The following is a 12277-nucleotide window of genomic DNA, read 5'->3' on the forward strand; positions in this document are numbered from 1 at the left end:
CGCTGCCGCGGACACGGGCACCGCGGGGCCGTTCACGGCACCGGGCTCCCCCGCCGGCGCACGGACCCCCGTGCGGGACGCGGATCCCTCAGCCACCGCGGGACGCGCGAGCGGGCGCGAGCGTCAGGTGGCCTGAGCGCCCGGGGTCGTGACGATATCGGCGCGGTCGCGGAAGCCCTCGGCCGTCACCCGGTCGAGCGCCACCTGCTTGCGGATCGCGACGGCCTTCTCGTACAGGCTCGGGTCGCCGTAGCTCGTGAGCACCTTCACCAGCACCGGCAGCAGCTCGATCATGAAGAACAGCGCGGCGATCAGGATGTGCGCCCACAGGATGGCCGGCTCCTTCTCGCTGAGCCGGTTGAGTCCGCTGATCTGGCTGAGCAGCCCCACCGCACCCGCGTTGCCCTGCGCGACCGCATCCGCGCGGGCGTTGTACGCGGCGAGCGTCTGGTCATACGTCTCGCGCGCGGCCGGAAGCTCGTCCTTCGCCTGCTGGCGGTTCTGCGTCTCGGAGGTCGAGGTGTTCTCCTTGGCGGCGGTGCCGGCGGCCGCGAGCTCGTCGTTGGCCGTGCGCAGCTGGGCGGCCAGCGCGTCGTAGGTCTGCTGCGCCTCGGCGAGCTGGGCCTGCGCGGCCTGCGAGCTCGCGCCCTCGCCATTCACCCCGGTGCACCCGGGGACGGTACCAGCGCCCTCGCCCGTCAGCTCGCACTGGTAGAGCACACGCGCCTGGTCGATCACGGCCTGCTGCGCGGTCATCTTCGCGGTGAGGTCGTCGACCGTGGCCTGCGCGGCCGACTCGCTGGCGGACGACGAGTCGGTGCCCGCGACGATCCCGGTCGCCGCCTGGTTCTCCAGTTCCGAGACCCGCTCGGAGGCGGCATCGAGAGCCTTGCGCTCCGGGCCCGATTCGAGCGCCTCCTGATCGGACTGCGCCTGGACGATATTGGTCGCGGCGACCTCGCGAGAGATGTCGTTGTGGAAGATCTGCAGCACGAGCGGCTCCGCCACGACGAAGCCGATGATGGCCGCCATGATCACCCGCGGGATCGCCAGCCCGATGAGCTTCCACACGTTCCTGGTCGAGGTCATGGTCGAGGTGAGGAACCGGTCGAGGTTGAAGATGATGAGCGCCCACACCACCGCGAGCGGCACCGCGAGCCAGATCGCGGCCTGCACACCCGTGGTCAGCGCGAACAGCATCGAGATCGCGGACACCAGCGCGGTGCCGGCGAGCACGAAGAACATCTGCACGAAGCGGGGCGTCTCGCCGGGCACGCGGTCGAGGATCTCGCCCTCCGCGCCGCCGAGGATTGCGAGGGCGCGGAGTCGCTCGGCGGCCGTGCGGCGACGACGGGGCGGGCGGGCGCGACGCGCGCGGGCCGGCTGCTCCTCGGTTGCGGCATCGACGTCGGCGTCCTCCGTCGTCCGCACGGACTCGGCACGCTCCGGAGCGTCGACGAAGGGGTCGGGGTCGGGTCCCGTCGGCTCGAACTCGCGCAGGAAGTCGAGGTCATCCGTCTCGGCGTTCGGGTCGCCGTCGAGGATGATCCGACCCTGCGAGTCGAAGCGACCCGGGCGATGGGCGGAATAGGGCATCCGGACAGGGTACGAAGCCCGCCTTGGAGTCGCTCTCAGGAAAGCCCTGATCAGGCCATCGCGGCGGCGGCGGCCTCGTCCTCGGTGGTGGCGACGAGCTGACCGCACGCCCCGTCGATCTCCTTGCCGCGGGTGTCGCGGAGGGTGGTCGGGATGCCGGCGTCGTTGAGGCGGCGCACGAACTCGTCGGTCACGTCACGCTCGGACGAGGTCCAGATCGACCCGGGCGTCGGGTTCAGCGGGATCGGGTTGACGTGCACCCAGCCGCGACCGCGCTGGTTGAGCTTCTCGGCCAGCAGGTCGGCACGCCAGGCGTGGTCGTTCATGTCCTTGATGAGCGCGTACTCGATCGACACGCGGCGGCCGGTCTTGGCGTAGTAGTCGTAGGCGGCGTCGAGGGCCTCGTCGACCTTCCACCGCGAGTTCACCGGGATGAGCTCGTCGCGCAGGTGGTCGTCGGGCGCGTGCAGCGACAGCGCGAAGGTGACCGGGATGTTCTCGTCGGCGAGCTTCCTGATCGCGGGCACGAGGCCGACCGTGGAGACCGTGATGCCGCGGGCGCTCATGCCCAGGCCGTCGGGCTGCGGCGCGACCATGATGCGCACCGCATCCATCACGCGCTTGTAGTTCGCGAGAGGCTCGCCCATGCCCATGAAGACGATGTTCGACACGCGCTCCATCGAGTGGTCGTCGCGCTTCTTGCCGCCCAGTTCGCCGTTCGCGATCGCCCGGTTGGCCCGCACGATCTGCTCGATGATCTCGGCGGTCGACATGTTGCGGGTCAGCCCCGCCTGGCCGGTCGCGCAGAACGGGCAGTTCATGCCGCAGCCGGCCTGGCTCGACACGCACAGGGTGATGCGGCCGGGGTAGCGCATGAGCACCGACTCGACGAGCGCGCCGTCGTGCAGACGCCACAGGAACTTGATCGTGTCGCCACGGTCGGTCTCCAGCCGGCGCACCTCGGTCATCAGCGGCGGGAGCATGCCCGCGACCAGCTCGTCGCGGATCCCGGCGGGGAGGTCGGTCATCTCGGCCGGGTCGGACGTGTAGTGGCGGAAGTAGTGGGTGGCGAGCTGCTTGGCGCGGAAGCCCGGGAGCCCGAGCTCCTTCACCTTCGAGATGCGCTCGGCCGGGGTGAGGTCGGCCAGGTGCACCGGCGGCTTGCCGCGCTTGGGGCTCGCGAACTGCAGCAGCGGACGGCCCTCGGCGTCTTTCTTCTGCGTCCAGCCCTCGGTCGCCGGGCGCACCTGGGGGCCACGGGTCTCACGGATCGCCCCCGAGCGGGACGACGCGGGCGCTGCCTGGGGGCGTGTCTCGCGCGTGCGGGGGTTCTCAGTCATCCTTCCAGGATACCGGGGGCCGGGTGGGAGCCGGCTGGGCCGGATCAGCCGAGCAGCGGGCGCTGCGCCGTGCGCTGCTGCTCGTACTCCGCGCGGGCCCGCCGGGCGCTGTCGGTCGACGCGACCTCGGCGACCGGCACGTCCCACCAGCCCTCGCCGTCCGGCGCATAGACCGTGGGGTCGCTCTCCACGTGGATCACGGTCGTGCGCTCCGCCGCCTTCGCCGCGCGCACTGCCGCCCGCAGGTCCTCGATCGCGGAGGGACCGGGGGCGACCTCGATCACGTCGACGCCGTAGCTGCGCGCGTTCATGGCGAGGTCGACCGGCAGCACGTCGCCGTGCTGGAAGCTGCGGGCCTGCGCGTCGTACCGACGGTACTTGGTGCCGAAGCGCTCCGACCCGACCGTCTCGGACAGGTGCCCGATCGACGCGAAGCCCTGGTTCTGGATGAGCACCACGATGAGCTTGATGCCCTCCGCCACCGCGGTCGCGAGCTCCGAGCTGAGCATGAGGTAGGAGCCGTCGCCGACCATCACCACCACGTCGCGGTCGTCGCCCGCCGCCTCCAGGCCGCGCTTGACGCCCAGCCCGCCCGCGATCTCGTAGCCCATCGTGGAGAAGGCGTACTCCACGTGGTAGCCGAGCGGGTCGCTGACGCGCCACAGCTTGTGCAGGTCGCCGGGCAGCGAACCCGCGGCCTGCACGATCACGTCACGGTCCGCGACCTCGGCCCGCACCGCCCCGATGATCTCGGGCTGCCCCGGCAGCTCGCGGCCGGTCGGGGCGAGGGCGGCGTCGACCGTCGCGTCCCACTCCCGCTTCTGCGCGGCGGCCTCGTCGGCGAGCTCCGTGCGCACGCGGATGCCGCGCAGCTCGGCGGTCAGCGCCTCCAGCGCCTCCCGGGCGTCGGCGATCACCGGCAGCTGCGTGCCGTGCTTGTAGGCGTCGAACGGGGCGACGTTCACGTTCACGAACACCGCGTCGGGGTGCTGGAAGGCCGACCTCGACGCGGTCGTGAAGTCGCTGTACCGCGTTCCGACGCCGATGATCACGTCGGCCTGGGCCGCGAGCCTGTTCGCGGCCGTGGAGCCGGTGGCGCCGACCCCGCCCAGGTACTGCGGGTGGTCCCACGGCAGCACGCCGCCGCCCGCCTGGGTCGTGCCGACGGGGATGCCGGTCGCCTCGACGAAGTCGCGCAGCGCGCCCTCCGCCTCGGAGTACAGCACACCGCCGCCCGCGATGAGGAACGGCCGCCGCGCCCCGCGGATCGCGGCGACCGCCCTGGCCAGGGGTCCGCGCTCGGGCAGCGGCCGGCGCACGTGCCACTCCCGCTCCTGGAGGAACTCGACCGGCACGTCCAGCGCCTCGGCCTGCACGTCTTCCGGCAGCGCGATCGTCACGGCCCCGGTCTCGGCCGGATCCGTGAGCACCCGCAGCGCGGCGAGCGCCACGGAGAACAGCTGCTCCGGCCGCTGCACCCGGTCGAAGAACACCGACACCGGGCGGAAGGCGTCGTTGACCGTGAGCCCGATGTCGTGCGGTCGCTCCAGCTGCTGCAGCACCGGGTCGGCGACGCGCGTGGCGAAGGTGTCGCTGGGGAGCAGCAGCGCGGGCAGGCGGTTGGTGGTCGCCAGGGCCGCACCCGTGAGCATGTTCGTGGCGCCGGGGCCCACCGAGGCCGTGCTGGCGAACGTCGCGCGGCGGCGGTGCATCCGTGCGAACCCGACGGCCTGGTGCACCATCGCCTGCTCGTTGCGCGCCTGGTGGTACGGCATCAGCTCCGGCTGCTCGAGGTGGTACTGCTGCAGCGCCTGCCCGAGACCGGCGACGTTGCCGTGCCCGAAGATGCCGAACATGCCGGGGATCGTGCGCTCGCGGTGCTCGCCGTCGACCGTCCACTGCTGCGCCAGGAACTCCACCAGCGCCTGGCCGACCGTCATCCGCCTCGTCCGCATCACTGCGCTCCTTCTGCTCGATAGGGAAGCCGCGGGTCGATGTCCTGCCCGCTCCAGCTGTCGCGCACCCACGCGTGCGCAGGGTCGTCGGTGATGAGCCACGAGCGCTCCGGGTCGGGGCCGGCCATCACGTTCAGGTAGTAGAGGTCGTAGCCGGGGGCGGCGACCGCTGGCCCGTGATAGCCGTAGGGCACGAGCGCGACATCGCCCGTGCGCACCATCGCCGAGACGTCGATGTCGCCCGCGTCCGAGGAGTAGGTGGCGAACATCCCGAACGCCGCGTCGGCCGACGCCGCCTGCCCGCCGTCACGCGTGGGCGCGGCCTCGAAGTAGTAGATCTCCTCCAGGCGCGACTCCCGCCCCGGCACGTGGGCGTCGTGCTTGTGCGGCGGGTACGACGACCAGTTCTCGGCGGGCGTGAGCACCTCGCACACGATCAGGCGCTCCGCGTCGAGGGTCGCCGGGGTGCCGAAGTTGTGCACCTGCCGGCTCGACCGCCCCGCCCCGCGCAGCTCGACCGGGGTCTCATCGGCGCGGAGGTGCCGGGTGGCATGCACGACCGTCGTCGGGGCGGAGGCCACCGCGACCCGTCCGGTCCCGCGGATCACGGCGGTCGCAGCGCACGAGAGGTACAGCACGTCGGTGGGACCGTGGAACACGGAGGCCCTCCCGGCGAGGGTCGTCTCCGTCGTCGCGCCGTCCTCGGTGTGCGTCACCGTGAAGGAGCCCGCGAGCGGGACGACGATGCGCTCGACCCCGGTCTCGGCGAGCGCGAGGCTCTCCCCGTCCGCGAGCACGCCCACGCGCAGGCCCGTGTGCGCCCACCCCGGCAGCGCCTCGTCGACCACGCTCTCCCAGCCGTCGCGGCCGAGGGCACCGCGCGGGTGGAACCACGGATCGTTCGCGGTCATGGCGCCTCCTGTCGGTGTCGATCGGATGGTCGGTGTCGTCAGCGGTTCTGCGGGAAGCCGAGGTCGATGCCGCCGTGGGTGGCGGGGTCGAGCCAGCGGCTGGTGACGGCCTTCTCGCGGGTGAAGAAGTCGAACCCGTGCACACCGTACGCCTTGGCGTCGCCGAACAGCGACGCCTTCCACCCGCCGAACGAGTGGTAGGCGACGGGTACCGGGATGGGCACGTTGATGCCGATCATGCCCACCTGCACCTCGTGCTGGAAGCGGCGGGCCGCTCCCCCGTCGTTCGTGAAGATCGCCGTGCCGTTGCCGAAGCGCCCGGAGTTGATCAGGTCGACGCCCTCCTGGAACGTCTCGACCCGCACGACCGAGAGCACCGGGCCGAAGATCTCCTCCGTGTAGGCGCGGGAGTCGGTGGGGATGTCGTCGATCAGGGTGGGGCCGAAGAAGAAGCCGTCCTCGCGCCCGTCCACCGTCAGGCCACGGCCGTCCACCACGATGCGGGCGCCGTCGGCCTCCGCGATGTCGACGTAACCGGAGACCTTCGCCCGGTGCTCCGCGCTGATCAGCGGGCCCATGTCGGGCTCGCCGGTGCCGTCGCCCGCGCCGTCGCCCACCCGCAGCGTCGCGATCCGCTCGGTGATCTTCGCGATGAGCTCGTCCGCGACGGGCTCCACCGCCAGCACGACCGACACGGCCATGCAGCGCTCGCCCGCGGCACCGAAGCCCGCGTTCACGGCCTGATCCGCGACCAGGTCGAGGTCGGCGTCCGGCAGCACCAGCATGTGGTTCTTCGCACCGCCGAGGGCCTGCACGCGCTTGCCGGTGCGCGACGCCGTCTCGTAGATGTACTGCGCGATGGGCGTCGATCCCACGAACGAGATCGACTGCACGGTGTCGCTGTGCAGCAGCCCGTCGACCGCCTGCTTGTCACCCTGCAGGACCGTGAACACCCCGGCGGGCAGCCCCGCCTCGGCCCACAGCTCGGCCAGCCACAGCGCGGCGGACGGGTCCTTCTCGCTCGGCTTGAGGACCACCGCGTTGCCCGCCGCGATCGCCACGGGGAAGAACCACATCGGCACCATCGCCGGGAAGTTGAACGGCGAGATGATGCCCACGACACCCAGCGGCTGCTTGAGCGAGTACACGTCGATCCCGGTCGAGGCGTTCTCCGAGTAGGCGCCCTTGATCAGGTGCGGGAACCCGGTCGCCAGCTCCACGACCTCCTGGCCGCGCAGGATCTCGCCCATCGCGTCAGAGAGCACCTTGCCGTGCTCGGCGGTGATGATCGCGGCGAGCTCGCCCTTGCGGGCGTTCAGCAGCTCCCGGAACGCGAACAGCACGCCCTGCCGCTTCGCGATCGACCACGTGCTCCACTCCGCGAAACCGCGCTCCGCGGACGCGAGGGCCGCGGCGATCTCGGCCTCGTCGGCGAGCGCGACCCTGGCGGTCTCGGCGCCCGTGGCGGGGTTGAACACAGGGGCGGTCCGCCCGCTGGTCGAGGCGTGCGGGGCACCGTCGATCCAGTGGCCGATGACGGGGGTGTCGGAGCTCATGCGGGTCCTTCGGGATCAGGCCGACAGGCCGGGGTGGACGAGGGAGGCGGCGACGTCGATGGCCGCGGCCACGTCGATGTCGGCGGAGTACAGCAGCGTGCGGCCGACCGTGAGGCCGCGCACGCCGGGGAGCGACAGGGCGTCCTCCCACGAGGAGAACGTGTCGTCGGGGTCCGCACCCGCGTCGCCGCCGAGCAGCAGCACGGGCAGGGTGGTCGCGGCGAGCACGCGCTCCATGTCGTCGACCACGGGCAGCTTGAGCCACGTGCTCGCGCTGCTGGCGCCCAGACCGCTCGCGATGGCGATCGACAGCATCACGGCGTCGGGGCTGAGGTCGTTGACGATACGGCCGTCGACGCGGCGGCTCAGGAACGGCTCGAGCATGATCGGCAGGTCGGCGCGGGCCGCCGCGGTCACCGCGTCGGCCGTGGAGGCCAGGGTCGGCGCCGTGCCGTCGTCGTCGAGGTTCACGCGCAGCAGCGCCTTGGCGAAGTCGATGCCCGAGTCCACCATCGCCGGCACGTCGTACCCGGTGTAGCGGTCGTCCATCTCGAAGCTCGCACCCCGCAGCCCGCCGCGGTTCATCGAGCCGACCACGATCTTGTCGTCGAGCAGGCCGAGCACGGCCAGGTCATCGATGATGTCGGGCGTGCCGAGCACCCCGTCGACGCCCGGGTGGCGCAGCGCGATCGCGAGCCGGTCGAGCAGCTCGTAGCGGTCGGCCATGGCGTAGGGCTCCGCGCCCACCGCGAGGGCTCCGCGTGCGGGATGGTCGGCCGCGATGATGAACAGCCGTCCGTCGCCGCGGATGATGTCGCGGCGACGACGCGCGGCCAGCAGCTCGCGGATCGCCCGGGGGGACTCGGCCCGCACGGTGCGCAGTCGCTCGAAGTCCTCTTGCGTCAGTGCTGTCATGTCACGCATCTCCGTTCACGACCTCCGCGATCTCGCGCTCGGTCGGCATCGCCGTGGAGCACTCGCGGCGGCCGGCGACGATGCCGCCCGCCACGTTGGCCCACGTCAGGGTCTTCTCCAGCGGCCACCCGGCGAGCAGCCCGTGGCACAGCGCACCGCCGAACGCGTCGCCCGCCCCGAGGCCGTTGACCACGGCGACCTGTCGCGCCGGGATCTCGACGCGCTCCGTGGCGGTCTTGGCGAGCACGCCGCGGGGGCCCTGCTTCACGATCGCGAGCTCCACGCCGCGGTCGAGCAGGGCGTCGGCGGCGCGCTCGGGATCGGTCTCGCCGACCGCGACCTCGCACTCCTCGCGGTTGCCGACGGCGACCGTGGCGAAGCCCAGCGCCCGCTGGACCCACGGTCGTGCGGCCTCGGCCGACTCCCAGAACATCGGGCGGTAGTCGAGGTCGAACACGGTGTGCGCTCGGCGGCCGCGCTGTTCCAGCAGCTCCAGGTGGGTCGTGCGGCTGGGGTCCTCGCTGAGGCCGGTCGCGGTGAACCACACCAGGGCCGTGTCGCGCACGGTGGCGGCGTCGACGTCGTCCGGCCGGAGCTGGAGGTCGGGCGCCGACGGCTCGCGGTAGAAGTAGAGCGGGAAGTCGTCGGGCGGGAAGATCTCGCAGAACGTGATCGGGGTCTTGTAATCGGGGTCGGTGGCGACGAACCGGCTCGACACCCCGAGGCGCTCCAGCTCGTCGCGCAGGTACTGCCCGAACGGGTCGTCGCCCACACGGGAGAACAGCGCGGTGTCGTGGCCGTACCGGGCGGCGGCGACCGCGACGTTGGCGGCGCTGCCGCCGAGGTACTTGCCGAAGCTCGTGACCTCGCCGAGCCCCACGCCGTCCTGCAGCGGGTACAGGTCGACGCCGAGGCGTCCGATGCTGAGGATCTCGGTCGCCCGTGGTCGCTCGCTCATCGCCCCGCCTCCTCTCGCTGCATTTGTCCTAACATTAGCACTATTGTGCTCCCACCCGTGCGGCCGTCACCGGATCGCGCGCCGCAGGCTGACCACGCCGCCGCCCGCCACTCGCGCACCGCGGGTGTCCAGGGCGTCCTCCTGCACCTCACCGCGCAGATCGGTACGCGCCCACGCACCCTCGGCCGCGAACGCCAGGTCGCGCTCGCCGTCGAGGTAGTTCACGAAGCGCAGCTCGGCCTCGTCGTCCACGCGTCGCGCCGACTCGAGCACCACGTCACCCGACAGCTCCGCACGGAACGCGGGCTCCGGCAGCGGCCCGTCCGTCTCTCCGGTGCCCCGCACCACGAGCGGCTCGTGCCGGAACAGGTCGGACGCCCGCACCGCCGTCGCATCGTCGGCACCGACCAGGATCGCCAGCTCGGTGTGCACCGGCACCCCCAGGTACTGCGCGCCGGGCACCGGGATCTCGGAGCCGGCCGGCTCATCGCGCAGCGGGTGCAGGTTCACGCTCATCATCCCCACCGAGCGGGACAGCGTCACCGCAAGGGCGTCCTGCTCCCCCGCGGTCGACACGAGCTCGTACTCCGACAGCTTCTGCACCAGCACCGCCGTCGAGCCCGCCGCGGCGAACCGGTACGCGGGGTAGGTCGGCAGCGGGAACTCGCCCCAGCCGCCCTCGGCCTCGCGCCCGCGCACCGTGAGCCCGTACTGACCGGCGCTGCGCGACGACTCCAGCCCCGCGGCCCCGGTGGGCACGAGCACCCGCAGCCGGTGGTCGGACGCGGTGTTGACGTAGTCGATGCCCACCCGGAGGAAGCCCTCGCCCTCGCGCAGCTCGACCGTGGTCTCGGTCACCAGCGGCACGGTCGCGGCGCCGCGACGACGGTCGGCGTCCAGGCGCTCCGGCAGGTCGTACACGCGGCGGATGCGCAGTCGCCCGCGCAGCGGCCCCTCCTCGACCACCGTCACCTCGACCGACGCCGGGGCGGTCACGGCGGAGGCGGGGTCGACCGGCCCGTAGTTGTACGAGTCGCCGCAGTCGCCCTCGTCGACCAGGGCCAGGGCGCCGTCGATCGCGGAGCCGTCCGCGCCGTCGATGCGCACCGTGCCGTCGGGGTTCACGGTCGCGGTCAGCGCCGCGTTCGACAGCGAGGTCGCAGTCACCCGCACGGGGTCGAGGGGCGCGGGGGCCGAGGTCTCCGACACGGCCGCGAGCGCGACACCGTCGAGGTCGACCGCGAGCAGCGCCCGGTGCCGCGGATCCGCGATGGTCTCCACGTGCCATAGGTCTTCGCCCGCGGCATCGGCGGCCACGCGCTCCTCCAGCTCGACCGTGAACGCGGCCAGATCCCACACCCCGCGGGGGCTCTCGGCCACCTCGAAGCGCAGCGACCGCTCGCCCCACGCATAGCCGTTGATCTGCTGCCCGAACAACTCGCGCCCGTGGATGCGGCGCAGGAGCTTGGGCAGGTCGGCCGTGCGCAACTGCTCGTCGCCCAGCACCGTGGGCAGCGGGTCGAGCACCTGCACCCCGGGGGCGCGGCCCGCGGGATCCACACCGTGCAGCGTGACCTCCACCTGCGCGCGCCGGGCGAAGCCGGACGGGTTGAACACCAGGTGCTGAGCGGGGCTCACCGACACCGCCAGGTCGCGCAGCACGCTGTCGATCACGCCGCGGGCGATGTGCCCGGCCGTGTGGATGCGGGTGCCCACCTGCTCCGCGGTGCTGTCGACGCCGCAGCCGGTGACCGAGTCGTGCGCGGTGCTCTCCACGAGGCGGTACCACGCCGTGTCGAAGAACGAACGGTGGTCGCGCGTGCCGTACAGCAGGTCGAGCCGTTCGGCCGCGGCGAGGGCCTGCTCCGAGCGGGCCATCTCGCGCTTGAGGTTCGTGCGGATCGAGAAGACGCCGGGCAGCAGGTTGCCGCGGGCGTGCGAGCGCATCTCCCCGCGCACCTGGGGCAGCGCGGCGAGCGCGTCCGCATCGGTCGCGTAGCGCGCGAGGTGCTCGTCGAGCGTCGCGATCGACAGGCGGGGCTCACCGCCGGCCGCGTCGTAGTCGCGGATCACCTCGGCCAGGTCCTCCGGGGGCGCGGAGTGGTCGGTGCCGAGCATCGCCAGCACGGGGTCGTCGCCGTACCACGACGCGGTGCGGGCGGCGTAGTCGGGGGCGAGCGCGGGGAGCTGACCGGGCAGGGCGAACATGTCGAGGCCGTTGCCGTAGCCGTCGAACAGGTACTCGCAGCGCACCGCGTCGCCGTTGGGCGCGACCCAGGAGAACGCGTGCTCCTGCACGTCACCGGGCACGCCGCGCCACAGGGCGCTGTGCCGGATGCCGAAGCCCGCCAGGATCTGCGGCATCTGCGCCGCGTGGCCGAACATGTCGGGCAGGTAGCCGACGGGCATGGTGCGGCCGAGGCGGGCGCTCGCGCCGCGGCCCAGCTCCAGGTTGCGCACGATGGTCTCGCCGTCGCAGCCGAACTCGTCGAGCAGGATCAGGAAGGGGCCGATGCTCAGCTGCCCGCTCTCGACGAGTGCCACCACGCGGTCGCGCATGTCGGGGCGCATCTCCAGGTAGTCCTCGATGGCCGCGGCCTGCCCGTCGAGCGTGAACCGGTACGACGGCTCCGCCTCGAGGATGCCGATCAGGCGGTCGAGCATGTGCACGAGCCGCAGGCGGAACACGTCGTGCGGCTCGTACCACTCGCGGTCCCAGTGGGTGTGGGGGACGACGACGATCTCACTGCTCACGGGCGGGGACTCCTGTATCTCGGGGGGTTCGGGCGGCGCTCAGGCGCACAGGGCGGCGATGCTGCGGTCGGGGTGCAGCAGGTAGTACGGGCCGGCGGCGGGATCGCCGGAGAAGGAGGCGCGGTCGCCGTGCACGGCACGACGCTCGCCCGCACCGTCGACGAGGATGAGCCCGTCGGCGTCGATCGCGAGCAGGTCGCCGTCCACGCGCAGCAGCACGGGCGCGGTGAACAGCTCGGGCACGGTGAGGCCGTCGCGCACGGCGACGCCGCCCATGATCGCGGTGCGGCCG

The 12277-nt window shown here is 72.5% G+C and carries 9 protein-coding genes; all 9 read right to left on the minus strand.

The window, feature by feature from the left end:
* Positions 1 to 123: 123 nt before the first annotated feature.
* On the minus strand, positions 124 to 1596 hold the full coding sequence (locus DW309_RS04325) for a DUF4407 domain-containing protein (protein ID WP_136044667.1): 1473 nt from the start codon (positions 1594 to 1596) through the stop codon (positions 124 to 126).
* 50 nt (positions 1597 to 1646) lie between these two features.
* Complete coding sequence (gene rlmN / locus DW309_RS04330; protein ID WP_205812618.1) at positions 1647 to 2936, minus strand: dual-specificity RNA methyltransferase RlmN; 1290 nt, start codon at positions 2934 to 2936, stop codon at positions 1647 to 1649.
* Positions 2937 to 2980: 44 nt separating this feature from the next.
* Positions 2981 to 4891: a 3D-(3,5/4)-trihydroxycyclohexane-1,2-dione acylhydrolase (decyclizing) gene (iolD, locus tag DW309_RS04335; RefSeq protein ID WP_240753121.1), complete on the minus strand. Its 1911-nt coding sequence runs from the start codon at positions 4889 to 4891 to the stop codon at positions 2981 to 2983.
* A complete protein-coding gene (gene iolB / locus DW309_RS04340; protein WP_136044669.1) occupies positions 4891 to 5802 on the minus strand; it encodes a 5-deoxy-glucuronate isomerase in 912 nt (303 codons plus the stop codon). Before iolB ends, iolD begins: the two co-directional genes overlap by 1 nt.
* Positions 5803 to 5840: 38 nt before the next feature.
* The gene (locus DW309_RS04345; protein ID WP_136044670.1) at positions 5841 to 7358 is read right to left on the minus strand and encodes a CoA-acylating methylmalonate-semialdehyde dehydrogenase; all 1518 of its coding nucleotides are present in this window, start codon (positions 7356 to 7358) and stop codon (positions 5841 to 5843) included.
* Positions 7359 to 7373: 15 nt separating this feature from the next.
* On the minus strand, positions 7374 to 8273 hold the full coding sequence (locus DW309_RS04350) for a Cgl0159 family (beta/alpha)8-fold protein (RefSeq protein ID WP_206252520.1): 900 nt from the start codon (positions 8271 to 8273) through the stop codon (positions 7374 to 7376).
* Between the two features lies 1 nt (position 8274).
* A complete protein-coding gene (gene iolC / locus DW309_RS04355; RefSeq protein ID WP_136044671.1) occupies positions 8275 to 9231 on the minus strand; it encodes a 5-dehydro-2-deoxygluconokinase in 957 nt (318 codons plus the stop codon).
* Between the two features lie 66 nt (positions 9232 to 9297).
* On the minus strand, positions 9298 to 11985 hold the full coding sequence (locus DW309_RS04360; protein WP_136044672.1) for a glycoside hydrolase family 38 N-terminal domain-containing protein: 2688 nt from the start codon (positions 11983 to 11985) through the stop codon (positions 9298 to 9300).
* 39 nt (positions 11986 to 12024) lie between these two features.
* On the minus strand, positions 12025 to 12277 hold a 253-nt coding region (locus DW309_RS04365), incomplete at its 5' end, for a hypothetical protein (RefSeq protein ID WP_205812620.1).

Origin of the sequence: Microbacterium sp. K41, from assembly GCF_004794395.1 — a bacterium.
Taxonomy (GTDB): Bacteria; Actinomycetota; Actinomycetes; order Actinomycetales; family Microbacteriaceae; genus Microbacterium; species Microbacterium sufflavum.